The 25,478-nt window shown below is 72.2% G+C and carries 18 protein-coding genes; 10 read left to right on the forward strand and 8 right to left on the reverse strand.

Translation table 11 applies throughout. The annotated features are described in order from the left end of the window. Positions 1-68: 68 nt before the first annotated feature. The 4 genes from ACIRVK_RS17160 to ACIRVK_RS17175 are packed head-to-tail and all read left to right on the forward strand — an operon-like array spanning position 69 to position 6,558. Positions 69-1,745 (forward strand): FAD-dependent oxidoreductase, encoded by a 1,677-nt coding sequence (locus ACIRVK_RS17160; RefSeq protein ID WP_404247703.1) that lies wholly within the window; start codon positions 69-71, stop codon positions 1,743-1,745. Continuing rightward, positions 1,742-3,199: an ATP-binding protein gene (locus ACIRVK_RS17165; RefSeq protein ID WP_404247705.1), complete on the forward strand. Its 1,458-nt coding sequence runs from the start codon at positions 1,742-1,744 to the stop codon at positions 3,197-3,199. Before ACIRVK_RS17160 ends, ACIRVK_RS17165 begins: the two co-directional genes overlap by 4 nt. Further along, positions 3,196-3,549, forward strand: a complete 354-nt coding sequence (locus tag ACIRVK_RS17170) for a UBP-type zinc finger domain-containing protein (RefSeq protein ID WP_404247707.1) — start codon at positions 3,196-3,198, stop codon at positions 3,547-3,549. Before ACIRVK_RS17165 ends, ACIRVK_RS17170 begins: the two co-directional genes overlap by 4 nt. Positions 3,550-3,603: 54 nt before the next feature. Beyond that, complete coding sequence (locus tag ACIRVK_RS17175) at positions 3,604-6,558, forward strand: AAA family ATPase (RefSeq protein ID WP_404247709.1); 2,955 nt, start codon at positions 3,604-3,606, stop codon at positions 6,556-6,558. 11 nt (positions 6,559-6,569) lie between these two features. Here the strand turns inward: ACIRVK_RS17175 and ACIRVK_RS17180 are convergent, their stop codons facing one another. The 5 genes from ACIRVK_RS17180 to ACIRVK_RS17200 all read right to left on the reverse strand — a co-directional run bounded on the left by ACIRVK_RS17180 (position 6,570) and on the right by ACIRVK_RS17200 (position 15,183). Beyond that, positions 6,570-7,808, reverse strand: coding sequence for an SGNH/GDSL hydrolase family protein (locus ACIRVK_RS17180; protein ID WP_404247711.1), 1,239 nt, complete (start codon positions 7,806-7,808; stop codon positions 6,570-6,572). Then, a complete protein-coding gene (locus ACIRVK_RS17185; protein ID WP_404247713.1) occupies positions 7,805-10,168 on the reverse strand; it encodes a glycosyl hydrolase family 95 catalytic domain-containing protein in 2,364 nt (787 codons plus the stop codon). The genes ACIRVK_RS17180 and ACIRVK_RS17185 overlap by 4 nt, the downstream gene beginning before the upstream one ends. A gap of 20 nt (positions 10,169-10,188) precedes the next feature. After that, on the reverse strand, positions 10,189-11,985 hold the full coding sequence (locus tag ACIRVK_RS17190) for an alpha-galactosidase D (RefSeq protein ID WP_404247715.1): 1,797 nt from the start codon (positions 11,983-11,985) through the stop codon (positions 10,189-10,191). Positions 11,986-12,011: 26 nt separating this feature from the next. Then, the gene (locus tag ACIRVK_RS17195) at positions 12,012-13,199 is read right to left on the reverse strand and encodes an ROK family protein (protein ID WP_404247717.1); all 1,188 of its coding nucleotides are present in this window, start codon (positions 13,197-13,199) and stop codon (positions 12,012-12,014) included. A 184-nt stretch (positions 13,200-13,383) separates the two neighbouring features. Continuing rightward, positions 13,384-15,183 (reverse strand): M4 family metallopeptidase, encoded by a 1,800-nt coding sequence (locus tag ACIRVK_RS17200; protein WP_404247719.1) that lies wholly within the window; start codon positions 15,181-15,183, stop codon positions 13,384-13,386. A 262-nt stretch (positions 15,184-15,445) separates the two neighbouring features. Here ACIRVK_RS17200 and ACIRVK_RS17205 point away from each other — a divergent pair, with 262 nt between their 5' ends. The 3 genes from ACIRVK_RS17205 (at position 15,446) to ACIRVK_RS17215 (ending at position 19,792) form a co-directional block, all read left to right on the forward strand. Continuing rightward, positions 15,446-16,633: a serine hydrolase domain-containing protein gene (locus ACIRVK_RS17205; RefSeq protein ID WP_404247721.1), complete on the forward strand. Its 1,188-nt coding sequence runs from the start codon at positions 15,446-15,448 to the stop codon at positions 16,631-16,633. A gap of 85 nt (positions 16,634-16,718) precedes the next feature. Next, positions 16,719-18,047, forward strand: a complete 1,329-nt coding sequence (locus ACIRVK_RS17210) for a CAP domain-containing protein (protein WP_404247723.1) — start codon at positions 16,719-16,721, stop codon at positions 18,045-18,047. Positions 18,048-18,151: 104 nt separating this feature from the next. Beyond that, the gene (locus ACIRVK_RS17215) at positions 18,152-19,792 is read left to right on the forward strand and encodes a serine/threonine protein kinase (protein WP_404247725.1); all 1,641 of its coding nucleotides are present in this window, start codon (positions 18,152-18,154) and stop codon (positions 19,790-19,792) included. On the opposite strand, the gene ACIRVK_RS17220 is transcribed toward ACIRVK_RS17215, so the two are convergent. Further along, complete coding sequence (locus ACIRVK_RS17220; RefSeq protein ID WP_404247727.1) at positions 19,784-21,232, reverse strand: serine hydrolase domain-containing protein; 1,449 nt, start codon at positions 21,230-21,232, stop codon at positions 19,784-19,786. The two genes, ACIRVK_RS17215 and ACIRVK_RS17220, sit on opposite strands and share 9 nt — an antisense overlap. 75 nt (positions 21,233-21,307) lie before the next feature. On the opposite strand from ACIRVK_RS17220, the gene ACIRVK_RS17225 reads away from it, so the two are divergent. Next, the gene (locus ACIRVK_RS17225) at positions 21,308-22,279 is read left to right on the forward strand and encodes an LLM class F420-dependent oxidoreductase (protein ID WP_404247729.1); all 972 of its coding nucleotides are present in this window, start codon (positions 21,308-21,310) and stop codon (positions 22,277-22,279) included. A gap of 111 nt (positions 22,280-22,390) precedes the next feature. Then, positions 22,391-23,416, forward strand: coding sequence for a hypothetical protein (locus ACIRVK_RS17230; protein ID WP_404247731.1), 1,026 nt, complete (start codon positions 22,391-22,393; stop codon positions 23,414-23,416). Positions 23,417-23,430: 14 nt separating this feature from the next. On the opposite strand, the gene ACIRVK_RS17235 is transcribed toward ACIRVK_RS17230, so the two are convergent. Continuing rightward, positions 23,431-23,931, reverse strand: a complete 501-nt coding sequence (locus ACIRVK_RS17235) for a DUF6328 family protein (RefSeq protein ID WP_404247733.1) — start codon at positions 23,929-23,931, stop codon at positions 23,431-23,433. 159 nt (positions 23,932-24,090) lie between these two features. On the opposite strand from ACIRVK_RS17235, the gene ACIRVK_RS17240 reads away from it, so the two are divergent. Next, positions 24,091-24,441 carry a hypothetical protein gene (locus ACIRVK_RS17240; protein ID WP_404247735.1) on the forward strand — a complete coding sequence of 117 codons (351 nt, stop codon included), beginning with the start codon at positions 24,091-24,093 and terminating at the stop codon, positions 24,439-24,441. Between the two features lie 15 nt (positions 24,442-24,456). Here the strand turns inward: ACIRVK_RS17240 and ACIRVK_RS17245 are convergent, their stop codons facing one another. Then, positions 24,457-25,440 (reverse strand): aldo/keto reductase, encoded by a 984-nt coding sequence (locus tag ACIRVK_RS17245; protein ID WP_404247737.1) that lies wholly within the window; start codon positions 25,438-25,440, stop codon positions 24,457-24,459. Between the last annotated feature and the right edge of the window lie 38 nt (positions 25,441-25,478).

Genomic DNA, 25,478 nt, shown 5'->3' on the forward strand with positions numbered 1-25,478 from the left:
ACGATGGGCGGGAGCCGGCGCGGTACGGGGACGCCGTGCCGTCAGTCCGACCTCGGGGTGGGAGACGTATGGCACAGGCGTCCGACGCGGCGCGCACCGTGATCATGACCGTGGACGACGACCCGGGAGTGTCCCGGGCCGTCGCCCGGGACCTGAGACGGCGCTACGGCGAGTCGTACCGGATCGTGCGCGCGGAGTCCGGCGAGTCCGCGCTGGAGGCGCTGCGGGAACTGAAACTGCGCGGCGACCTCGTGGCGGTGATCCTGGCGGACTACCGCATGCCGCAGATGAACGGCATCGAGTTCCTGGAGCAGGCCCTCGACGTGTTCCCGGGGGCCCGGCGGGTGCTGCTGACCGCGTACGCGGACACGAACGCGGCCATCGACGCGATCAACGTCGTCGACCTGGACCACTATCTGCTCAAGCCGTGGGATCCGCCGGAGGAGAAGCTCTACCCGGTGCTCGACGACCTGCTGGAGGCGTGGCGGTGCAGTGACTTCCGCCCGGTGCCCAGCACCAAGGTGGTCGGCCACCGCTGGTCGGCGCGCTCCTCGGACGTTCGGGAGTTCCTGGCCCGCAACCAGGTGCCCTACCGCTGGTACTCGGCGGAGGAGCCCGAGGGGCAGCGGCTGCTGGCGGCGGCCGGCCAGGACGGGCAGCGGCTGCCGCTGGTGATCACCCCGGACGGTGCGCCGCTCGTCGAGCCGGAGGCGCCCGAGCTGGCCGCGCGCGTGGGCCTGGCGACGACGCCGGCCGCCGACTTCTACGACCTCGTGGTGATCGGCGGCGGGCCCGCCGGGCTGGGGGCCGCGGTGTACGGGGCCTCGGAGGGGCTGCGGACCGTGCTCGTGGAGCGGTCGGCGACGGGAGGGCAGGCGGGGCAGAGCTCCCGCATCGAGAACTACCTGGGCTTCCCGGACGGCGTGTCGGGGGCGCAGCTCACGGAGCGGGCGCGGCGGCAGGCGGCGAAGTTCGGCGCCGAGATCCTCACCGCGCGCGAGGTGACCGGTCTCGAGGTCAACGGCGCCGCGCGGACCGTTCGGTTCTCCGACGGGTCGGCGGTCGCCGCGCACAGCGTGATCCTGGCGACCGGTGTGTCGTACCGGCAGTTGGAGGCTCCGGGGTGCAACGACCTCACCGGGTGCGGGGTGTTCTACGGCTCCGCGCTGACCGAGGCGGCCTCCTGCCACGGGCAGGACGTGTACATCGTCGGCGGCGCCAACTCGGCCGGACAGGCGGCCATGTACCTTGCCCGGGGCGCCAAGTCCGTGACGCTGCTGGTGCGCGGTCCCGACCTCGCGGCGTCGATGTCGTACTACCTGATCCAGCAGATCAACGAGGCGCCGAACATCTCGGTGCGCGCGCGTACCGTCGTCGAGTCCGCGCACGGCGTGGGCCATCTGGAGCAGCTGACGCTGCGGGACGTGGACACCGGTGAGACCGAACTGGTCGACGCCCAGTGGATGTTCGTGTTCATCGGCGCGGCCCCGCTCACCCACTGGCTGGACGGGACCGTGCTGCGCGACGAGCACGGGTTCATCCTGGCCGGGCCCGACCTGACCCCGGACGGGCGGCCGCCGGCGGACTGGGAGCTGGACCGGCCGCCGTACCACCTGGAGACCAACATCCCCGGCGTGTTCGTGGCGGGCGACGCGCGCGCGGAGTCCGCGAAGAGGGTCGCGTCCGCCGTCGGAGAGGGAGCCATGGCCGTGATGCTCGTCCACCGTTATCTGGAGCAGTCGTGAGCGGGCGGGTGCTGCCCTGCAGCCCGCAGGAGATCGGCTCGCTGTTCCTGTTCGAGAAGCTCTCCCCCGAGCAGCTCGGTCAGCTGTGCAGCAAGGGACGGGTGGAGGGGTTCGAGCCCGGGCCCGTCTACACCGAGGGCGATCCCGCCACCTGCTTCTACGTGATGCTGGAGGGCTCGCTCGTCCTCTCCCGCCGGGTCGGCGGCGACGACGTGGAGGTCACCCGCACCTCCCAGCAGGGGGTGTACGCGGGGGCCGTGCAGGCCTACCTCGGGGACCGGGTGCGGCAGGTGTACGCCAACTCCATGCGGGTCACGGAGCCTTCGCGGTTCTTCGTGCTGCCGGCGGAGAAGTTCGCGGCCTTCATGGAGGAGTGGTTCCCCATGGCGGTCCATCTGCTGGAGGGGCTGTTCTGGGGGTCGAAGAACACCCAGCGGGCCGTCGGGCAACGGGAACGTCTGCTGGCGCTCGGTTCGTTGTCGGCGGGCCTGACGCACGAGCTCAACAACCCGGCCGCGGCGGCGGTACGGGCCACCGCGACGCTGCGCGAGCGGGTGGGCAAGATGCGGCACAAGCTGGCCGTCATCTCGCAGGGCTCCTACTCGCCCGAGGTCATGGCGAACCTCATCGACATCCAGGAGCGCACCGCCGAACGCGTCGCCAAGGCACCGACGTTGAGCCCGCTGGAGGCCTCGGACCGGGAGGACGCCCTCAGCGACTGGCTAGACGACCACGACATCCAGGAGGGCTGGCGGATCGCGCCGACCTTCGTGCAGGCGGGGCTGGACGTGGACTGGCTGGAGCAGGTCGCGGCGGCCGTCGACGAGGATCTCCTGCCGAACGCGATCGGCTGGCTCAACTACACCGTCGAGACCGAACTGTTGATGGACGAGATCAACGACTCCACGGCGCGCATCTCGCACCTCGTCGACGCGGCCAAGCAGTACTCGCAGCTGGACCGGGCCCCGTACCAGGTCGCCGACGTGCACGAACTCCTCGACAGCACCCTGCTGATGCTCTCGGGAAAGATCGGCGAACGTATCAAGGTCGTCAAGGACTACGACCGTACGCTCCCGAAGATCCCCTCCTACCCGGCGGAGCTCAACCAGGTGTGGACCAACCTGATCGACAACGCGGTCGCCGCCGTCAACAGCGCCGGCGGTGACGGCACGCTGACGGTGCGGACGGCGCTGGAGCACGACCAGCTGCTGGTGGAGTTCCGCGACACCGGGCCCGGCGTGCCCCGGGAGATCCGCGACCGCATCTTCGACCCCTTCTTCACCACCAAGCCGGTCGGCGAGGGCACCGGGCTCGGCCTCGACATCTCCTGGCGGATCGTGGTCAACAAGCACCACGGGACCCTGCGGGTGGAGTCCGAGCCCGGCGACACCCGCTTCCAGGTCCTGCTTCCCCTGACGGCCACGGCCGACGAGACCCCCGAGGAGCCCGCATGACCAGCGCCGACTCGATCGACCCCGGCGTCCCGCCGAGCGGCACCGGATGCGTCGAGTGCGACGCGGCGGGCGGCTGGTGGTTCCATCTGCGGCGCTGCGCGCGGTGCGGGCACATCGGCTGCTGCGACGACTCCCCCGCGAAGCACGCGACCGCCCACTACCGGGAGACCGGGCACCCGGTGATCCGCAGCTTCGAGCCGGGCGAGGAGTGGTTCTGGGACTTCGACAGCTCGCAGCTGTACGAGTCGGGCCCCGAACTCGCGCCGCCCGTCGCCCACCCCGAGGACCAGCCGGCGCCGGGCCCGGCGGGGCGGGTGCCGGCGGACTGGGCACGGGTGTTGCGGTCGTGAGGGCCGAGCCGCTGTGAGGCGGTCGCTGTCAGTGGCCCGTGCCACGATGGGTGCGTGTCCGAGAACGCCTTCACCTCGCCGCTGATCGGCCGTGACGAGGACCTCGCCCGGCTCGGCGAGGTGCTTGAGCGTGCCCGCCGGGGTGAGGCGGGAGCGGTCCTGGTGGCCGGGGACGCCGGGGTGGGCAAGACGCGGCTGCTGACCGAGGTGGCCGGGCGGGCCGCGGACGCCGGCATGACCGTGCTGACCGGTCACTGTGTGGATCTCGGTGACGTGGGTCTGCCGTATCTGCCCTTCACCGAGGTCCTCGGGCTGCTGGCCGCCGACGAGCGGTTCGCCCCGGTGCTGGCGGCGTATCCCGTGGTGGACCGGTTGCTCGGCTCGGGGACGGACGCGGCGCGGGACGAGGGCGGACGGCTCAGGCTGTTCGAGGGCATGGCCGGGCTGCTGGCCGGCGCCGCGGACATCGCGCCCCTCGTGCTGGTCCTGGAGGACCTGCACTGGGCCGACCAGTCCTCCCGCGACCTGCTGCGGTTCCTGCTCAGCCGGGGGATCCTGCAACGCCCGGCGGGCGGCGCCCCGGCCCACCGCCTCACCGTCCTCGCCTCCTACCGCGCCGACGACCTGCACCGCCGTCATCCGCTGCGCCCGCTGCTGGCCGAGCTGGTCCGCCTGCCCGCCGTGGAACGCCTCGAACTGCGGCCCCTGGCCGACGCCGAGGTCACCCGGCTGGTGCGGGCCCTGGAGGAGCATCCGCTGCCGGAGGCCACGGTCCGCGGCATCGTCGAGCGCGCCGAGGGCAACGCCTTCTACGCTGAGGAGCTGGTCGCGGCCACGGACACCGCCGCGGGCGGGGTGCCCAGCGGACTGGCCGACGTTCTGCTGATCCGCTTCGAGCAACTGTCCGAGACCGCCCAGCAGGTACTGCGCACCGCCGCCGTCGCCGGGCGGCGTGTCGAGCACGACCTGCTGCGGGACGCGGTCGGCCTGCCCGAGGAGCAACTGGAGTCGGCGCTGCGCGAGGCGCTCGGCCGCCAACTGCTCGCCCCCGGGGACCGGGACACGTACGCCTTCCGGCACGCGCTGGCCCGGGAGGCGGTCTACGCGGATCTGCTGCCCGGTGAGCGGGCCCGGCTGCACGGTTCGTTCGCCCGGCTGCTCGCCGGGCGCGGCCACCGGGCCGAGAGCGCGGCCGAGCGGGCCCACCACTACCGCGAGAGCCACGACCTGCCCGAGGCGCTCCAGGCCTCGCTGGAGGCCGCCGACCACGCCCAGCGGGTGGGCGCCCCCGCCGAGGAGCTGCGGCACCTGGAGACCGCACTGGACCTGTGGGACGCGGTGGACGCGGCGGCCCGTCCCGCAGGCGACGGCCTGGACCGGGTGCCGCTGACCCTGCGCGCCTCCGCGGCGGCCGGGCACGCCGGGCAGGCGCACCGCGCCGTCTCCCTCACCCGGTCCGCCCTCGCGCACATCGGCCAGGACGCCGACTCGGAACTGGCCGCCCGCGTGCGGTACACGCTGGCCGGCAACCTGCTGGACGTCGACAGCCTGAGGGCTGCCTTCGCCTACAGCAGCGAGGCGCTGGCGCTGGTCCCCGCGCAGCCGCCGACGAGGACCTGGGTGTGGGCGGCGGCCACCCACGTCCTGGCCGCCCGCCAGGTCGGGGAGAACGGCACGGCGCTGCGGGTGGCCCGCGAGGCGCTGGAGGTGGCCGGGGAACTGGGCGTGCGGGACGCGCAGGCCGATCTGCTGGTGTCCCTGGCCATCCTGGAGGGCGGCGGCCGTCGCTCCCCGGAGGGCCTCGAACGGCTGAAGGCGGCCCGGGAGCTGGCCCGCCGGTCGGGAAACGCGCCGGTGGAGCTGCGGGCCCTGTTCAACCTCGCCGTCGGCTGCTTCGAGGCCGGCGAACTGGAGGCGTGCCTGCGGTGGGTGACCGAGGGCCTGGACCGGGCCCGCCGCACCGGGCTGCTGTCCTCGCCGTACCCGTTGGAGATGCGGTATCTGCAGCTGCTGGTGCTGTACACGCTGGGCCACTGGGACGAGTGTCTGCGAGCCGCGGCTGCGGACGCCGCGGTGCTGCCCGCGGCGGGCGGGTACGCGTCCGGGCCCGCGCTGTACGTGTCCCTGGCGCGCGGTGACCTGTCGGCCGCGCGCCGGGCCGAGCTGCTGCTGGAGGGCCCCTTCGACTGGATGGGCACGCTGGTCGCGGGCATCGCCCTGACCGAGGCGGCCGTGCTGCGGGGCGAGCCGGAGGCGGCCGTCGAGCGGACCCTGGCCACGGCGGACGCGCTCGCGGACGGTTCGGGCTGCCGTCCCGACGTCACGGTCCGGCTGGCGGCCCTGGCGCTGAGCGCGGTCGCCGACGCTGCCGCCGAGTCGCGGCCGTCCGGTGACGGGGCCGGGCGGTGGAAGGACACCGCGGACGAACTGATCGAGCTGGCGCGCGAGGTGGCCGGGCACGGGGAGGACGGGTTGCCGCAGGGCCCGGAGGGCGTGGCGTGGCTCGCGCGGGCCGAGGCGGAGTGGACGCGGGCCGTGTCCGGTCCGGACGCAGCGGCCTGGGAGAAGGCGGTGGCCGCGTTCTCCTACGGGGACGTGTACGAGCGGGTGCGCTGCCAAGTACGGCTCGTGGAGGCCCTGTCGGCGGGCGAGCGGCGCGCGGAGGCGGCCGACCTGGCCCGCGAGGCACGGGCGGCGGCCGAACGGCTCGGCGCGGCGCCCCTGCTGGAGCGGCTCGACGCGCTGGTACGCAGCGGGCGCCTCGCCGACGCCCCGGCCGGCGGCGAGCGGACCTCGCCGCTCACCGCCCGTGAGCAGGACGTGCTGCGGCTGCTGGCCCTGGGCCGCAGCAACCGGCAGATCGGTGAGGAGCTGTTCATCTCCGGCAAGACGGCGAGCGTCCACGTCTCCAACATCCTGGCCAAGCTGGGCGCGACGAGCCGTACGGAGGCGGTGGCGATCGCCTACCGGGAAGGGCTCGTCGCGCCCGAACCGACGGCCTCGGGCTGAGGGACCGCCCGCTATCGCCGCCCGGCGCAGTCGAGCTTGGTGAGGTCGACGGCGTCGGCCATCGCCTGCATGCCCTTGTCATTGGGGTGCAGATGGTCGCCGCCGTCGAAGAAGGGCATGATCAGCTCGGGGCCGTAGGGGTTGCGCAGGATGTGGTCGAAGTCGGTGTACGCGTCGAAGTCGCCGCTGGTGCGGATGTAGGCGTTGACCTCCTGGCGTACGGCCTCGGCGGCCGGGTCCCACTCCGACCAGCCCTTGAAGGGGGCGACGGTGGCGCCGACGACGCACTTGCCGGCCGCGTGGAGGCGTCGCGCGATCTCGCGGTAGCCGGCGATGAGGTCCGGGGCGGTGACGCCGGTATGGCCCTTGAGGTCGTTGACGCCCTCGAAGAGGAGGACGGTGCGCACGCCCGGCTGGGACAGCACATCGCGTTGCAGACGGTTCAGGGCGCTCTGGCCGGCACCGTCGGCGAGGACCTTGTTGCCGGAGATGCCTTCGTTCGCGACACCCCGGACATCGCGGCGCGCCTTGTCCAGCCGGCGCGCGAGGTAGTCCGGCCAGCGGCGGTCGAGATCGGTCGTGGACTGCCAGCCGTCGGTGATGGAGTCGCCGAGCGCGACGACGGCCGCCGTGCCCGCGGGCGGCCGTACGGACACGGAGTCCAGGTAGGCCCACGAGCCGGTCGTCTGTGTCCAGTCGGCCGCCCCCTCCTCGGCGGTGTGGTCGCCCTGGGCGAGGTAGGAGGTCTGCATGGCCATCCCGTGGCCGGTCGCCGGGCCCGCCGCGTCCGGTGAGTGAATGCTCACCACCAGGTTCGTGGCGGCGGGCAGCCTGCCGGGCAGCGGGTCGCTGAGGGCGACGGCACCCGCGGGGATCGTGATCGACCGGGAGCCGGCGAAGGTCACGCGCCGGTTGCTGCCGTGGACGAGGGCGGCGCCGGCCTGCTGGAGGCCCGCGTAGACGCTGTCGAAGGTGACGGGACGGTCCCCGAAGGCGTTGGAGAGCCGGATGCGCGGATGGCTGCCGCCGACGCTGGTGTGCACGATCAGCCGGTAGGCGCGGTCGGGCACGGCGTCGCCGATCCGGTCGGCGCTCGCGCCCCAGGTGACGACGTCCCGCCTGTCGGCGGGCGCTCCCACGACGGCGAACTCGGGCTGCCTGCCGGATGCCTCGACCGGTGACGCCTGGAAGGCGCCGGCCAGCAGCAGGAGGGCGGCGAGCCGGGCGGCCCGTGCGTACCGGGCCCTCACCGCGCGAAGTCCTTGATCGTCACAGCCCCTCCGGGCGCTACGGTCACGGTCCGCGACCTGCCGCCGTACGCGACGGTCGTCGTGCGGCCGCCCACACTGCGGATGCGTGCCTCGGTCGGCCTCCCGTCCTGCCAGCGTAGGTCGACGACGAAGCCGCCGCGCGCCGGGGCACCGGTGAGGGAGCCGGAGGCGGCCCAGGCGTCCGGGAGGGCCGGGAGGAGTTCCAGATGGCCCGGCCGTGAGTACAGAAGCATCTCGGTCACGGCCGCCGGGGTACCGAAGTTGGCGTCGATCTGGAAGATTCCGCGGCCCGGACCGGTCTCGTAGATGTCGAAGAGGTTGGGCGCGGTGCCGTTGCCGCCGCCGGTCGACGGGCGCAGGTTGTTGACGATCAGCTGGTAGGCGTTCCCGGCGTTCTTCAGGCGGGCCCAGCACAGGCTGCGCCAGGCGTTGGCCCAGCCGAAGCTGTTCATGCCGCGCGCGGTGAGCAGGGCGGTGGCGCCGGCCACGATGTCGGAGGGGGTGGAGCCGTCGGGGCGGATGCGGTCGCCGGGGAACAGGCCGACGAGCGGCGAGAGATGACGGTGGGTGGTCTCGCCGAGGTTGTCGGGCGACATCCATTCCTCGAGCCAGCCGGTCTTCGGGCTCACCCGGGGAAGGTACAGCTTCTTGCGGAGGCCGGAGATGGTTTCCGCGTAGCCGCCGTCGCGCTTCAACTCGGCGGCGGCCATGCAGTAGTTGCCGAACAGGGCCCACACCAGCTCCTGGGCGTAGGTGATGCCCTTGGCGTCGAGCGGGCCCTGTTCCGGCGACCAGTCGCTGTCGGCGACCAGCACCTCCTTCGACGTGCCCGGCAGGGTCGTGGTCAGCAGCCGGGCCTCCCAGAACTCGCAGGCGCCCTTGAGCAGGGGATAGATCTTCTCCAGATGGGCGCGCGCGTGGGTGAACTCGTAGTGCTCCCAGAGGGAGTTGCACAGCCATGCGTTGCCCGCCGGATGCCACCACCAGCCACCGCCGCCGTAGGGGTTGGTGGAGATGGCGACGGTCCACCCGGCGTTCTTGCCGCTGGAGTTGCGGTAGCGGTTGCGGGGGTCGTCGAACAGCCGGCGGGTCAGGTCGGTCCAGGACGGGAGCTGGGCGACGCAGTAGTCGGTGAAGGCGTCGAAGCAGGAGGACAGGCCCGCCCGGTCGGCCATCCAGTAGTTCATCTGGAGGTTGATGTCGGTGTGGTAGTCGCCCATCCAGTCCGGGTCGTTGCCGTCCAGCCACAGCCCCTGCAGCCCGAGCGGCAGGCTGCCACGCGACCCGGAGATCATCAGGTAGCGGCCGAACTGGACGTAGGCCGCCTCGAGTTCGGGATCGGGTTCGCCGTCGCGCGCCCGGGCCTGCAGCCGCTCCCAGGTGTCGAGAGACCGCTGCTGGGCGGAGGAGGCGCCCAGCGAGAGACCGAACTGTCCGAACAGCGCGTGGTGGTCGGCGACATGCGTGCGCAGCAGGGCGTCCGCCGGGTGCGCCGCGGCGTCGCGGACCTTGGCGCGGGCCAGGCGACGGGGATCGAGGGACGGGTCGCGGTAGCCCTTGGCCGCGTCCGGCGCGTAGTCGGTGCCACCGCTCACCACCACGGTGAGCTCCTTGCAGCCGTCGAAGGAAAGGTGCGAGCCGCCGACGGTGACGCGTCCGCCGGTGCCGTAGGCGGTGACGGCCGCACCGTACTTCAGGCCGTTCGCGAAGGCGGCACCGAAGGAGAGCCCCGCACCCTCGCCGTGCGTGCCCTCCAGCGTGACGGTGCCGGTGTAGCGGCCTCCCCCGCTCTGGGTGAAGTGCAGGACGATGACGTCGTCCGGACGGCTGGCGAACAGCTGCCGCCTATAGGTCACCCCCGAGCGGACGTACGAGGTCGTCACCACGCCCCGCGCGAGGTCGAGGGCGCGGCGGTAGCCGGAGACGGCGCCGAGGTCGTGGCCGGGGATGTCGACGGAGAGCCGGGCGAGCAGGGTGAGGGAGCCGAAGTGGTCGCGGTCGTAGGGGAACTGGCCGTCACTGTCGAGGGTGTCGTTGAGGCCGCCGGTCCACATCGTGGCGTCGGTGACGAGCAGGACCTCGTGGCCGGGGTCGTTGCTCGCGAGGGCGCCGAGACGGCCGTTGCCGACCGGGAGGCCCCGCTCGATCATCGAGTTGTCGTCGGCGGGGGCCTGCCACCACAGCTCGTCGTGCGAACTCGCCGTGACGTCGGGCATGGTGACGGTTCGCCGGGGTGCGGCAGAGGCGGTGAAGGCGGGCAGGGCCGCCAGGGCGGCTCCGACCGCGGTGGCGGCGAGCAGGTCGCGTCTGGAGAGCAGGCGGGAGGGATCGGTGTTCACTGCGGCTCCTGGGGGCTCGGTCAGGAAGACTTCGGGACGTCGATCCGGTCGATGTCCGGCGCGTAGCCGGTGCCGCTGTCGAAGGTGATCGTGTTGGAGCCGGCCTTGAGGATCAACGGCACGCTGACCGTCTCGACGGTCCCCCAGTCGCCGGTGGAGGGGAACTTGTGGGTGGTCGCGCCGCCGCCGTTGGTGGAGATCGCGGCCGAGCGGGCGTCTCCGCTGACGTAGGCGATCCTCACCTGGTAGGTGCCGGCCTCCGGGACCACGATGTCGTTGAAGGTGAGCCTGCCGCCGAGGTAGAGGTTGCCGACCTTCTTGCCGCCGGAGCATGCCGAGCAGTCGGCGACGGAGGCGTTGCCGGCGAGGGTGTTGGCGGGGGACTCGGCCTCGTTGCCGGTGAAGGCGAGCGCCCTGCCGTGCGGGGTGACGGTGAACAGGCGGGAGCCGTGGGCGGGCAGGGCCTCGGTGACCTTGTCCTTGAGGCTGCCGAGGTTCTCGTGGTTCCACAGGTCGCGCACGGACGCCTTGCCGGTGAAGCCGAGGGAGGCCCAGGAGGCGGAGACGGCGGCGGGTGAGCCGGCGAGGTTGAACAGGGCGACGGTGTAGCTGCCGTCGAGGTTCTTCGCGGCCCACACCTGCTGCGGGTCGGACGGGGTGATCGGGCGTGCGGGCGGGGTGTCGCCCTGGTCGACGGCGATGACTTCCCTGTTGGTCAGCAGGGACAGGCCGTAGGAGTCGAGCTTGGTGAGGTCGTCGCCGGTGAAGAGGGGGGACTTGGCGATGGCCCACAGGGTGGCGTAGCTCTGGCGTTCGGCCTTGGTCAGGCCGTCCATCCGGCCGTTGCCGACATCGAGGGAGTCGAGGTCGTTCCAGCCGCCGGGGCCGGCGTACTTCGTCCAGCCGGGGGTGTCGTCCCAGCGGTCGTCGACGGAGTTCTCCCAGGTGACCAGGGTGTTGCAGTAGCACTCGACGTCGGTGTCGATGCGCCAGCCGTTGGAGTACTTCTTCCAGTCGGCGGCGTGCCCGATGTCCAGGGACCAGGACAGTTCCAGGTGGATGGGGCGGCCCGTGGCGGTGATCGCCTTGTTCCAGGCGGCCACGTCGGCAACGTTGTCGTACTGGTCGCCGCTCTTGCCGGAGCCGGGGCCGACGCCGTCGAGCTTGAGGAGGTCGTAGCCCCAGTCGGCGATCAACTGGGCCTGCGAGTCTATGTACTTCTGCGTGCAGGGACGGGAGAAGTCGAGTTTGTAGGAGCTGTCCCAGCCGTTGGTGGTGCGCAGGTCGCTGTAGACGATGTCGGCGGTGGTGCAGCCGTCGGCGTTCCAGATCGGCGTCTTCCCGTCGCCGTAGGCGTCCTTCTCCAGGCCGGCCGGCAGGTAGATGCCGGCCTTCAGGCCCTTGGCGTGGATGCGGTCGGCGACGGCCTTCATGCCGCTGGGGAAGCGCTTCGGGTCGGCCTGCTGGCGCCCGTACTGGTCGTACTCCGGCTTCCAGGTGGTGTCGCGCCACCAGCCGGCGTCGATGTTGACGTGGTCGTAGCCGTACTTCTTCAGCTTGGCGGCGAGGGCGTCGGTCTGCTGGGTGACGTTGGCCTCGGTGAGGTAGCTGTAGTCGCCGTCCGGGTTGAGTCCGGGGTACTTGGAGGACTGCATGCTCCAACTCGACCAACCCATGTACGGCTTGGCGGCGAGGGTCGGCGCGGTGGTCCCGGCGTGGGCCGCGGGGGCGACGGTGACGGCTCCCGCGGCGAGGGCCAGGACGACCGCGGCTCTGAGGGTGCGTGCGGGCAGGGCGGAGTACGAGGAAGACCTCATGGGTCGTGCCTCCAGGGAGAGTCGGATCAGCGGCTCGGCTGCGGGTGACTTGAGGAGATGAAGGACTGGATGGCGGTGGCTGCGGCGCCGCGGGCCCATTCCTCGAAGGGCAGCGGCCGGGTGTGTACCTCGCACCGGGCGGCGGAGCCGAAGGCGGCGGCGGTGAAGGTGTCACGGATCTGCTCGGCGAACAGGTCGTGGGCGGCCAGGCCCTCGCCGGAGATGATCACACGTTCGGGGCCGAGGAGGTTGGCGACGGTGGCGATGCCCCGGCCGATCGCCTCGCCGGCCCGCGCGTAGACCTCGCGTGCGCCCGGCACCCCACGGTGGGCGAGCGCCGCGGCCTCGGTGGCGTCGGTGACGGGGCGTCCGGTGGCCGCGCGGACCTGGCGGACGATGGCGGCCTCCCCCGCGACGGCTTCCACGCAGCCGCGGTTGCCGCAGTGGCAGAGCGGCCCGGCCGGGTCGACGGTGACATGCCCGATCTCGCCGGCCACTCCGTGCGCACCGGAGACGACCCGGCCGTGCACCACCAGACCGCAGCCGATACCCGCGCCGACGGTCACCACGGCGAAGTCGGACAGGCCCACGCCCTCGCCGAACCACTGCTCGGCGACGGTCAGGGCCCGTACGTCGTTGTCGACGGTGACCGGCAACCCGCAGGCCATGGCGGCGAGTTCACCGAGCGGGACGTCCCGCCACTCCAGAAACGGCGAGTAGCGCACGACGCCCTCGGCGCGGTCCACATCGCCCGAGACGGCGATGCCGAGGCCCTGCACGGGTGCGCCCAACTCGGCGGCGGCCAGCCGTAGTTCGTCGACGAGACGCGCGATGTCGGCGAGCACGGACCTGGTGTCGCGGGCGGCCAGCGGCAGGCGGCGCTCGGCACGGACACGGCAGCACAGGTCGGTGAGGACGGCGATGATCTCGTCGCCGGTCACCTTGACCCCGAGGAACACCGCCCGTCCCCCGTCGACCCGCACCGGGTTGGCGGGCCGGCCCAGCGCCGGCCGGACCTCGTCCGCCGCGTCCTCCACCAGATACCCGGCCTCGATCAGGGGCTTGACCGCCTTGGTGACGGCGGCCGGGGACAGCCCCGCCCGCCGGGCCACCTCCAGCCGGGTGAGCGGTCCGTGGGACAGGACCGTGGTGAAGATCTGCGAGGCGGCCGGCGTGTTCGCCGGGAACGTCTCGACGCGAGGGGTCGGGCGCATGACCGGGAACCTAGAGGTGTTCTTTTCCGCCGTCAATAAAAGAAGCAGGATTCGTCCGCGCACCCCCTGGATACGGCTGCCCTGAGCTCGGCAGGACCCACCACCCCTCCTGTGGAGCCGAGTTCACGGTGCCCGGGAAGTTCCAGGAGGTGGAGAGGCAGTGGGTCCGGGCTCGCCGGAGGCGTCAGTGCCGGGCGGCCGGCGTGTTCGCCTCGGTGACGTCGACGGCGGCCCAGGCCCGGTCCACCGTCCGGTACTCGACGCTGCTCGCCCCGTAGAGGTCCTTGGCCGCCTTCAGCGTCGCGACACGCGCGTCGTGGAAGTCGGTGGTGGAGACCATGTAGCGGGTCAGGGCGCGGTAGAAGATCGCCGTGGCCTTGGTGCGGCCGATGCCCTTGACGGTCGAGCCGTCGTAGGTCGGCGAGTCGTAGGTGACGCCGCCGATCGTCTTCTGGCCACTGCCCTCGGCGAGCAGGTAGTAGGCGTGCGAGGAGACGCCGGAACCGGCGTGCACCTCCGCGTCGTACACCTCGGGCTGCCAGTAGTCGACCGTGCCCTCGAGCCGGTCGAGGGAGGGGTGGTCGAGGCGGCGCAGGAACTTCTGGGCCAGGCCCAGCTTCTCGCCGATGAGGTAGTCCGGCGTGTCCTTGGCGTTGTTGGTGAAGAACTCGACGTTCGAGCCGAAGATGTCCGCCAGGGACTCGTTCAGCGAGCCCGGCTCGCCGTACTGGTTGCCCTGTGCGTCGACGCGGGTGGGCTCCAGCTTGGCGGTGGCGTCCACGACGCCGTGCGTCAGCTCGTGGCCGGTGACGTCCAGGACGACGAGCGGCTTCTTGAACATGTCGCCGTCACCGTCGCCGTAGAGCATGCAGCCGCAGTCGGAGTCCCAGAAGGCGTTGGCCACCTTGTTGCCCCAGTGGACCATGCCCTTGGCGGGCTTGCTGTTGTTGGCGATGCCCTTGCGGCCGAAGGTCTTCTGGTAGAAGTCCAGCGTCTTGGTGATGCCGTACTGGGCGTCCGCGGCGGCGCTGTTGCGGCTGGAGGTGGCGCCGTTGCCGAAGACGTCGTTGCCGGTGGTGATCTGTTTGCCGCGGGCGAAGTTCTCCGTGGAGCTGCCCTTGGCGTCGCGGGTCTCGGTGCCGTACCGGGTGGGGTCCTTCAGCACGAAGGTCGCGCGGGCCGTCTGGGTGGTGGTCAGCGGGACCGGGCCGACGAAGAGCGACTTGCCGGTGCCCTGGGCCGTCCGCGGGTAGTGGACGGCGGCCGAGGACGACAGTGAGGCCCCGGTGAGCCCGGCGGACCGCGCGGCGCCTCCGGTGTCCGCAGCCGGCTGCTCTCCGCGTCGGCGCAGTTCGTCGAGCAGTCGGGGCGACAGGAACTCGTCGCTGTTCGAGGTGTTGCTGCGCACCTGGCCGGTGACGGCGTCGATGACGACCGTGCGGGCGCCGGAGCCCTCCGCGGTGCCGCTGCCGGTGACCGTGACCTGGTAGGCCAGGGCGGACGCGCCGCCCCGGGCGTCCACGACGAGCCGGGCGCTGCCCGCGTCGCCCTTGGCCACGGCCGCGGCCTTCCGCTCGGCCTCGTCGGCCGAGAGCCTGGCGGCACTGGCCGCGGCGGGCCTGACGGCGTGGTCGGCGGCCCGGGTGACTCCGGTGTACGACAGTTGCCGGTTGAGGTGCATGACGAGGTCGCCGCCGAGGACGGCCATGCCCTGGTGGGTCCGGGTGAACCGGACGTGCCGCGCGCCCTCGGGGTCGATCATGACGTCCTGCGGGTGCAGTTCGTCGCCCTGCGAGACGCCGGTCGCCGGGGCGTGGGCGAAGGCGGCGGTACGGGCCGCCGACACCACGGACGCGGCCGCGGTACTGACAGCGGCAGGGGTCGCCCCCGTGTCCGGGCGCGCGACGGCGGTGCCCGCGAGGCCCGTGGCGGCCGTCGTCACGGCGATGGCGACCGCCAGGCTGCGTATGTGCGGTCTACGCACTGATGAGGGTTCCTTCCTTGCAAGGCGGCGGGCATCGCCAACCGCCCTGACACATGGCGCCGTCGGGCGCCACGGGGGCTGGTCGGGCCCCAGTTCGAAACCCTGAGGGATGAGTCATGTGCATGTAAAGCGTAAATCGTCGGTTTCCCGACGAGGCAGAGCAATACTCTGCGAATCCGCGCATTTTGGTGATCGGAAAGTCACCAACGGTGCACCGCTTGTGGAGATGTGACGGGACGGAAGAAGGTTGCCCTACGTGAATGTGACTCATCTCGCATCCAAGGCGACGGCCCTGGGAACGGCCGTCCTCTGCCTGCTCACGGTGCCCGCGCACGCGGCCACGCCCCCGAAGCCCGACCTCACCGGCGTGAACGGCGCGCTGCGCACCGCGCTCGGGCAGGGCGCGCCGGGCGCGACCGCCCGGATCGACGACCACGGCACCGTCCAGCAGGCCGCCGCAGGCGTCGCCGACCGGAGAAGCGGGCGGGCCATCAGCAACGCCGACCGGTTCCGCATCGGCAGCGTCACCAAGGTCTTCTCGGCGGTGGTACTGCTCCAACTGGCCGACGAGGGGAAGCTGGACCTGGACGGCTCTGTCGACCGCTACCTGCCGGGCCTGCTGCCCGACCGCCACATCACGGTGCGACAGGTGATGGGCCACCGCAGCGGCCTGTACGACTACACCGACGACATGTTCGCGCAGTCGGTCCCCGGCTTCGAGGCGGTGCGTACCAAGGTCTTCACCTACCGCCAACTGGTGGACCGTGCGCTGCGGCACGCGCGCACCAACGCGCCCGGCGCGGCCTACGCGTACTCCAACACCAACTTCGTCGTCGCCGGCATGCTCATCGAGAGGCTGACCGGGCACTCCGTGCGCACCGAGTACGAGAACCGCGTCATCAAGCCGCTCGGGCTGAGCGACACGTTCTACGTGCACCCCGCCACGAGCATCCCCGGACGGCACGCGAACGGCTATCTCACCCCGGACACGGCGGGCGGGCCCCTGGTCGACGCGACCGAGCAGACCGTGTCCTGGGCGCAGAGCGCGGGCGCCCTCATCTCCAGCACGCGCGACCTCGACACGTTCCTCTCGGCCCTGCTGCGCGGCCGCCTCACCTCGGCCGCCGCACTGCGCGAGATGGAACGGATGATCCCGGTGGACAGCACCCAGGCGTACGGCCTCGGACTGCGGCGCCGTGATCTGTCGTGCGGGGTCTCGGTGTACGGGCACACGGGCGCCGTACAGGGCTACTACACGTACGCCTTCGCCACCAAGGACGGCCGGCGCACCCTCACGGCGCTGGCCAACACCTCGAACAACACGGCCGTGCACAACACGATGCTGAGCACGCTGGAGTCCGTGTTCTGCGGCAAGGCGGCGAAGGTCCGCAGCGTCGTGCCGGTCGCGCAACGCCCGGAGGACGTGCCGCCGGGGGTCGTCAGGAGGTGACCGCTGGTCGCGGAACCCTCCCGGTGCGGTGCGCGTTGTCCTGAAAGGCCCCTGCGGGCACGGACGACGACACCAGGGCGGTGGCATGTTGGAGTTGGTCCCCGGGGCGAACATGCCCCTGCCGGACGGCGCCGTGACCGTCCGGGTATCCGGCCCCTTCGACGTGTCCGCGCTCGTCACGGGCGACGGCGGCAAGGTCCGCGACGACCGCGACTTCGTGTTCTACAACCAGCCGTCCGCCCCGGGCGCCCGGCTCACCGGCGACCTCCTCACCGTGGACCCGCCGAGACTGCGCCCCGGGGCCACCCGGGTCACGGTCGTCGTCAGCCCTGCCGATCCAGGCACCCCCCTGGGCCGCCTCCCGGCACCCACGCTCCACCTCAGCGCGCCCGGCGGCCACCGCCTGGCCCGGTTCACCCCGCATCCGCCACGCCAGGAGACGGTGCTGCTGCTCGCCGAGATCTACCGGCGAGGCGGCGGCTGGAAACTGCGGGCCCTCGGGCAGGGGTACGCGGACGGACTCGCCGGAACGGCACGGGACTTCGGGGTGGACGTGGTCGACGGAGGAGGTACGGCCACCGCACCACCGCCGGCCGCGCCCCGCCCGGTCTCGCCCGCCCGGCCGGGCCTCTCCGGCGACCGCGACGGCCTCCTCGGTCCCGTCAACTCCGCGCGCGCCCACGCCGGCAGGCCACCGGTCTCCCTCGATCCCCGGCTCACCACGGCGGCCCGCGCCCACGCCGCCGCCATGGCGGACGCCGGGCGCCTCGGGGTCGAGGGCGCCGACGGCGTCTCCGTGTACCAGCGGATGACGGCCGCCGGATACGCGTACATCTCTGTCGGCGAGCACCTGGTCTCGGGCCCGCGCACGGCCGCCGAGTTCGTCGAGTACTGCCTCGGGGCACAGCAGCCCCGGCGCACCCTGTGCGACCCGGTGTTCACCCAGGCCGGGTTCGCCCAGGTCCGCGACGACCGGTCCGGCGACGTCTACTGGACCGCCCTGTGGGCCCGGCCCCTCACCCCCGGCGAGCTGACGCGCACCGCCGCCGAGGTCGTCGGCCTCACCAACACGGCGCGCGCCAGGGCCGGCCTGCCTCCCCTGGCCGTCGACCCGGTCCTCACGAGAGCGGCGCAGGCGCACAGCGCCGACATGGTGGCCCGGGCCTTCTACTCCCACACCTCACCCGGCGGCAGCCGGCCCTGGGACCGGGCGGCAGCCGCCGGCTCGACCCGCCGCACCATCGGCGAGAACATAGCCTGCGGACAGCGCTCCCCCGCCGAGGTCGTGGACGGCTGGATGAACAGCCCCGGCCACCGGGCCAACATCCTCAAGCCCGACTTCACCCACATCGGCATCGGTTTCGCGGGCGGCGGCCCCGCGGCCACGTACTGGACACAACTGTTCGGCGCGTGACCCGAATCGGGGGCGCACGCCGGTTGGTTCAGGATGTATTGAACACACACCGGCGCACTCCTCGTACCTCTTGTGAAAGGTGAGAACCAGGGGTTCAACGAGGGATGACCATGGTCAAGGCGCATGTCTTCACGCACGAGTTGGTCGCCGGAAGGTATCGGCTCGTCGATGTCGTCCATCGCGAGACCAACCGGGTCTGCTGGTACGGCAAGGCCGCCGACGGCGCCGCCCAACGGCCGTACCTGCTCACCCAGATCGCCCTGCCGAAGGACGCCGAAGGGGACTCCGCACTGCGCACCACCGCCCGGATCATCCGCATGTCGGAGACGATGGGGATGCTGTGTCCCGGGGCCGTGGCGAACGTTGTCGACGCCGTGGAGGAGGACGGCACCCTGTGGATCGTGACCGACTGGATCGACGGCACGCCGCTCGCCGAACTCCTCGCCCAGGACGGCCCGTTCAACTACGTGCGGGCGGCCCGGATCGGCCTGGGGCTGCTGAACGTGCTGGAGGTGGCGCACAGCGAGGGCATCACCCACGGTGAGCTCAGCCCCGGACAGGTGTTCGTGCGGGACCGGGGTTCGGTGGTGGTCACGGGCTTCGGGCTGGCCGGCGCGACCCTGGCACCCCGGCTGAGCGCGCCGTCGTACGCCTCCCCCGAGCAGGCGCGCGACGAGCGGATCGGGCCGGCCGCCGACCTGTGGGCGCTCGGCGCGATCCTGTACACGATGGTGGAGGGCCGTCCGCCCTTCCGGGACCGGGACCGGCCCGAGTCCACACTGAAGGGCGTGGACCGGCTCCCGCTGCGCACCCCGGTGCACGCCGGGCCGCTCACCCAGACCGTGCTGGGGCTGCTGCGCAAGAACTCCCGGGAGCGGCTGACCCGCCCGGTGGTCCGCGAGGCCCTCAACCGTGTCCTGAGCGAGGACCCCGACACGCTCGTGGAGCCCGCGCCGCGGCCCCGGCTGCGCGGCGCCTACACCGCCGCCTGGCACGCCGCCCCGGCGTGGAGCAGGCGCACCATGGCGGCCGGCACGGCGCTGGCCGTGGTCACCGTGGCGGTCGCCGCGCTGGCGGTCACCCATCACCTCCCCGGCATCGGCACGTCCTCCTCCGGAGCCGGCGCTCCCCAGCCGTCCGTGTCCGCCTCGGCGCCGGGGAGCCGCACCGACGGCATGACCAACCCCTCGGCGACGGCGACCCCCTCCACCTCGGCCGCGCCCACCCCGTCCCCCTCCGCCTCGGCCTCCCCCTCCGCGTCGCCGTCGGCCTCCGCCCAACCGCAGGCCTTCTACCGCTACACCGCCCCCGAGGGTTTCTCCGTCGACCTGCCGAGCGGCTGGAAGCGCGTGGACACCTCCCGCGTCGGCGACCTGTCGTACCGGGTGACCTTCGGCGCCAAGGGCGACCCGCGCAGCCTCGCGATCACCTACAGCACCGTCCTCGGCACCGATCCGGTCGCCGTGTGGCGTGACGACGTCGAGCCGAAGCTGGCCAAGGAGGGCGACTTCCAGCGGATCGGCGAGATCAGGGCGACGACGTACCAGGGGCACAAGGCCGCCGACATGGAGTGGCGCTCCACGGTCGACGGCACCCGGGTACGCACCTTCGGGCGGGGGTTCCTGCTGGGCGGCGGCCGGGGGTTCTCGCTGCGCTGGACCACTCCGAACGCCGAGTGGGACACCGCCGCCGACCAACAGGCCCTGGCCACTTTCCTGCGGACCTTCAAGCCGTCGTCAGGCTGAGGGGCGCGGCGCCCGCAGGGCTCGCAGCGGCGAGCCGTGCAGGGGGGTGGTGTGCCAGCGGGCCTCGAACGTGCGGTCGGGCAGGGCGCAGGTGAGGGTCAGCCGGTGCGGGGTCTCCAGGAACACGACGTCGACGGCCAGCGTGTCGTCGTCCGTCCAGCCGCCGCTGACCGCGGTCGGCAGCGGTTCCTCCGAGACGGTCCAGCCGGTCGTGCCACCGCACAGCTGAAGTGCGTGGCCGTCCTCGGTGAGCCGCAACTCCCAGCCGTCCGCGGTGGCCGTCACCGCGACCGAGGTCAGCTTCGGCTGGTCGGCGCAGACACCGCCGTACGGGGTGAACTCGGCGCTGGACCAGTCGCGTGCCCGGCCCGGCGGCGCCGGCTTGCCCGTGGCCGGCGGCAGCGCGAGCCGCGCCAGCCGCTCCCGCAGGGCCGTGTCCTCGTGCTCCCGGCCGGCGAAGGGGTGCGGCCCGAAACTCGGCAGAAGGTGCTCCCAGACGAGGTCGAGCACCTGCTGCATCTCCTCCGTGGCCGCGGTCGTCGCGATCACGGCGTCGTGCTCGGGCAGCACGAGGCAGAACTGCCCGTACGCGCCGTCGCCGCGGTAGCCGTGCCGTGCGTTCCAGAACTGGTAGCCGTAGCCCTGCTGCCAGTCCGGCCAGCCGCCGTATCCCGCCATGTTGTCACTGTTGTCGATGTGTGGGCGGGTGGCCTCCGCGACCCACCCCACGGGAAGCAGCCGCTCGCCCTCCCACACGCCGTCCTGGAGGTAGAGCCGGCCGAGGCGGGCGACGGCGTCGGTGGTGGCGTGCAGGCCGCTGAAGCCGAGTTCGCGGCCGGACCGGCCGCGCTGCCAGAAGGTCTCGCCGATGCCCAGCGGGTCCAGCAGCCGCGGACGCAGGTACGCGGTCAGCGTCTGCCCCGTGACGCGCTGCACGATCGCGGCGAGGGTGTAGGTCGCGGGCTGGTTGTAGGCGAACACCGTCCCGGGGTCTCGCTCGGGCGGCACCAGCAGGAAGCCGCGGACGATTTCATCAGGGTCGTTGGCGTACGCCCGTTCGTAGGTCTCGCCCTCGTGCCCGCTGGCCATGGACGCCACGTGCCGCACCAGCATGGCGCGGCTGCGCGGGTCGGTGATGTCGGCCTCGAACTCCGGGAAGTAGGAGATCACCGGGTCGTCGAAGCTCAGCAGGCCCTCGCCGGCCGCCATACCGGCGGCCGTCGCGGTGAAGCTCTTGCTGAGCGAGTACAGCAGGTGCGGGCGCTCAGGCGTGTACGGCGCCCACCAGCCCGAGGCCACCAGATGGCCGTGGCGCAGGATCATCAGGCTGTGCGGTTCGATGGCGGGGGCGGCTTCGAGGGCGTCGAGGAAGGCGTGGACGCCGGTGACGTCGACACCTTGGGCGACGGGGGAACCGGAGGGCAGCGGGCGAGCACTCATGGGGGCATCCTGCCCGGTGGTCCTCGGCGGATCGAGAGGCTGTTTTCCGCCGCCGGTGCAGGGGACCCGGCCCCCATGGTGCAAATCGGATACACGATGATGACCGAGCAGGCCGGTCCCCGTGAGCTGGTCGACCACCTGGTCCGCGCCGAGCAGGCCGGTTACGACTTCTCGGTGACCTCGGACCACTACTTCCCGTGGCTGCGCTCACAGGGCCACTCGCCCTACGCGTGGAGCGTGCTGGGCGCCGCCGCCCAGGCGACCTCGCGCATTCCGCTGATGACCTACGTGACCTGCCCGACCGTGCGCTACCACCCGGCGATCGTCGCGCAGAAGGCTGCGACGGTGCAGCTGCTGTCCGAGGGCCGCTTCCGGCTGGGGCTCGGCGCCGGCGAGAACCTCAACGAGCACGTGGTGGGCGGTGGTTGGCCCTCGGTCGACGTGCGCCACGAGATGCTGGAGGAGGCCGTCGAGATCATCCGGGCGCTGTTCGAGGGCGGCCACGTCAACCATCGCGGCACGCACTTCGACGTGGAGTCGGCCCGGCTGTGGGACCTCCCGGACGAGCCGCCCCCCATCGGCATCGCCGTGTCCGGCGAGCAGTCCTGCGCGCTCGCGGGCCGGCTGGCCGACCTGGTGATCGCCACCGAACCCAAGGCCGGGCTGCTGACGGCGTTCGACCGGCACGGCGGGGAGGGCAAGCCCCGCGTGGGTCAGCTACCCGTCTGCTACGACCCCGACCGGGACACGGCGGTCAAGCGTGCGCACGCGCAGTTCCGCTGGTTCGGCAGCGGCTGGAAGGTCAACTCGGAGCTGCCGCACCCGGACGCGTTCGAGGCCGCCACCCAGTTCGTCACCCCGGACGACGTCGCCGACTCGATTCCGTGCGGCGACGACCCCGAGGACTTCGTCGAGGCCGTACGGCCGTACGCGGAGGCCGGGTTCGGGGAGATCGCGCTGGTGCAGATCGGCGGCGAGTCGCAGCCGGCCTATCTGGACTGGGCGGAGAAGACGCTGCTGCCTGCGCTGCGGGACGCCTTCGACTGACCGGTCCCGCGCCACCGCCGGGGGCTGAACAAAGCGAGGTCAACAGGTGCATATAGGCTGCCGGTTCCGCACGTTCCGCGGTCCGACCAGCTTTGCACAGGAGAGTCACCGGTGACACTGGCGATCGACCCGACCGAGACGCCCGAGACGTCCCCCGCGCCCCTGTCCGACCTCGTGGCGAGAGACGCGCGCGAGTTCGGAGTGTACGCGCGGACCGGTGGGTGGACCTTCGGCCTGATGGTGGCGCGCAGCGTGCGGCCCGGGGGTCAGAGCGCGCAGGAGACGCCGAAGGTGTCCGCGAAGCAGTTCGCGGACCTGGCGGGCTGCTCCCCGGAGCGCGTGATGCGCTACTACAAGGCCTGGGACCGGGCGGCCGACGACGGTCTCGTGCCGCACTTCGAGGCGCTGGCGCCCGGCCAGGAAGTGGAGTTGCCGGACGCGGACGTGTGGCTCGGCTACTACGTCTCCCGGAACAGCGCCACGTCCGAGCGCGGCACCGCCATCGCCGAGGCCGCCGAGGCCGAGGGCATCCGGCCGACGAAGGCCCTGGAGGTCGCCGAGAACCCCACCGCGCTGCGCGCCGCGATCCTCGCCGACCCCTCCACGGCCCGGGCGGCCCGCCAGGCGCTGCTGGACCGGGTGCGCGAGGACCCGGAACTGCAGGCCGAGTTGGCGCGGGACGTCGTCCGCACCGACGACCTGAAGAAGGCCGTCGCCAGCGAGAGCAGGTCGGCCGACCGGATCGGCTACGTCCGTCAGATCGCCGAGTCGGGCCAGGTCAGGACGCCGGCGGGGCAGACGATCGACGCTCCGGCCGAGCTGCGCCACGAGGCCGAGCGGCACCTCTCCCTCATCGACGAGCTGGAGGACGACGAGGACACCGGCGAGTGGGCCACCGAGGCCTACGACACCATGAAGTCCCTCGTCGCCGAGACCGTGGAGGCCGACCCCGAACTGCGCGTCCAGGAACGGCGCACCAAGTTCTACAGCAGCCTGCAGAAGGCGACCAGGGCCTTCGAGGAACTGACCTTCGACGACGTCCAGGACTTCGTCGAGGAGGACATGGTCCAGCGTCTGGAGGAGCTCCAGCAGGCCATCGCCACCTGCCTGACTGCGTTGCGCGGCCCGCAGGCCTGACTCCCGTGACGGTGTCACTTCCGCGTGGGGCGGCGCCGGGTCCACATCGGGACCACGAACCAGCACAGGCCGTACCAGGCGACCACGCCGGCGACGATCCACGGCACGGCCCCGTTGTGGGTCGCGACCCGCAGGATCAGCAGCAGGGAGGAGGTCATCGTGGCGAGGAGGAGGATCAGGCCGACGAAGGTCATGCGGGACGCCATGGTGACCGCCCGGGCCTTGACCCGTTGCCCGGACACCAGGCGGTGCAGTGACACGGGTCCGATCAGCGCCCCGGTCGCGGCGGCGCCCAGCACCACCGTCACGATGTAGATGGTCTTGTCGGTCTGCTCCAGCGAGGCGTACTTCTGCTGGAACACGACGGTCAGCAGGAAGCCGAACAGGATCTGCACCCCGGTCTGGGCGACCCTGACCTCCTGGATCAGCTCACCCCACTTGCGGTCCGCTCTCTCCTCGTCGGTCTCGTGCCGCCCCCACTCGTTGACACCTGTATCCCTCTGCGTGGCCGGCAATGTTCCTCCCGGCGCGATCGACCCGGACGCCTACCCCCTCCGTGTTCCCGCATCGGGCGCGATTGATCGGCCCGAGGCGTACGACCGCTGTTTGGGCGATCACGGGACGGTTACACGGAGCGCATGGTGTACGACGACCAGCGGAGGGATCCGACGACCATGTCCGCAACCGAGCTCACGCTCACCCTCAGCGGCGCCACCGCCGCCGACGCGCGTGCGGTCGTGCGGGTCCTGGAACCCGCTTTCGGGCAGCCGAAGGAAGAGCTGCCCGCCGACGACGCCGTCACGGTCCACACGGCGAGGTTCGCGCACGATCCGGCGGACGGGCCGACCCCGCCCGCGGCGGGCGCCACCGGTCATCTGTCCGGGGCGGTGACGGTGACCGTGCAGGGCGCCCCGGAGGCGGTGGCGCGGGCCCGCGAATCGCTCACCCACGCCTTCACGGCCCAGGACCAGGGCTCGGTCTCCGGCGACCAGGAGCAGGAGTGGCAGCTGCTCCTGGAGCCCTGAGGACCTCGCCGGGGTCTACCAGCGGGACTCGACCTGGTCCTTGATCCGGCGCTCATAGAGGTCGCGGATCGCGGTGAGCGTCTGCTCCGACAGCTCCGGAAGCCTGGCCGCCGCCGCGTTGGCGCGGGCCTGCTCGGGCGAGCGGGCGCCGGGGATCACGGTGGTCACGCCCGGCTGCTGGACGATCCACCGCAGGGCGAGCTGGGCCGGGGTGTACCCCTCGGGCGCGAGGGCGGCGAACTCGGCGGCTGCCTCCACACCGGTGGTGTAGTCGACGCCGGAGAAGGTCTCGCCGACATCGAAGGACTCGCCGTGCCGGTTGTAGGCGCGGTGGTCGTTGGCGGGGAAGACGGTCTCCTTGGTGTACTTGCCCGACAGCAGGCCGGAAGCGAGCGGGACGCGGGCGATGATGCCGACGCCGGCCTCCCGGGCGGCGGGCAGGACCTCCCGCAGCGGCTTCATGCGGAACGGGTTGAGGATGATCTGCACGCTCGCCACACAGGGCCGGGCGATCGCCGTCAGCGCCTCCGCGCAGGTCTCCACGCTGACCCCATAGGCGGCGATGCGCTCCTCCTCGACCAGGGTGTCCAGGGCGTCGAAGACCTCGTCGGTGGAGTAGACGGGGGTGGGCGGGCAGTGCAGCTGGACCAGGTCGATACGGTCGACGCCGAGGTTGCGGCGGGAACGGTCGTTCCAGGCGCGGAAGTTGTCGAGAACGTAGTTCTCCGGCAGCTGCTCGACCCGGCGCCCCATCTTGGTGGCGACCTCCACGTGCAGGTCCGGGCGGCCGGCCAGGAAGGCGGCGATGGTCTGCTCGCTGCGTCCGTCGCCGTAGACGTCGGCGGTGTCGAAGAAGGTCACCCCCGACTCGGCCGCGGCCTCCAGTACCGCGAGGGCCTCCTTGTCGTCGACGTCTCCCCAGTCTGCGCCCAGTTGCCACGTCCCGAGACCGATGACCGACGCGTGCTGATCCGACCTGCCGAAAGTGCGCTCGTCCATGGCGTCAGTCTGTCATCCGTCACGCCGGTGTACGGAAT

It is taken from the genome of Streptomyces sp. NPDC101152 (assembly GCF_044768275.1).
Taxonomy (GTDB): Bacteria; Actinomycetota; Actinomycetes; order Streptomycetales; family Streptomycetaceae; genus Streptomyces.

Coding starts and splice junctions, on each gene's coding strand:
- ACIRVK_RS17190 (WP_404247715.1), bottom strand. CDS start 11,985: ATGAGGTCTTCCTCGTACTCCGCCCTGCCCGCACGCACCCTCAGAGCC.
- ACIRVK_RS17210 (WP_404247723.1), top strand. CDS start 16,719: ATGTTGGAGTTGGTCCCCGGGGCGAACATGCCCCTGCCGGACGGCGCC.
- ACIRVK_RS17245 (WP_404247737.1), bottom strand. CDS start 25,440: ATGGACGAGCGCACTTTCGGCAGGTCGGATCAGCACGCGTCGGTCATC.
- ACIRVK_RS17240 (WP_404247735.1), top strand. CDS start 24,091: ATGTCCGCAACCGAGCTCACGCTCACCCTCAGCGGCGCCACCGCCGCC.
- ACIRVK_RS17215 (WP_404247725.1), top strand. CDS start 18,152: ATGACCATGGTCAAGGCGCATGTCTTCACGCACGAGTTGGTCGCCGGA.
- ACIRVK_RS17220 (WP_404247727.1), bottom strand. CDS start 21,232: ATGAGTGCTCGCCCGCTGCCCTCCGGTTCCCCCGTCGCCCAAGGTGTC.
- ACIRVK_RS17170 (WP_404247707.1), top strand. CDS start 3,196: ATGACCAGCGCCGACTCGATCGACCCCGGCGTCCCGCCGAGCGGCACC.
- ACIRVK_RS17160 (WP_404247703.1), top strand. CDS start 69: ATGGCACAGGCGTCCGACGCGGCGCGCACCGTGATCATGACCGTGGAC.
- ACIRVK_RS17195 (WP_404247717.1), bottom strand. CDS start 13,199: ATGCGCCCGACCCCTCGCGTCGAGACGTTCCCGGCGAACACGCCGGCC.
- ACIRVK_RS17225 (WP_404247729.1), top strand. CDS start 21,308: ATGGTGCAAATCGGATACACGATGATGACCGAGCAGGCCGGTCCCCGT.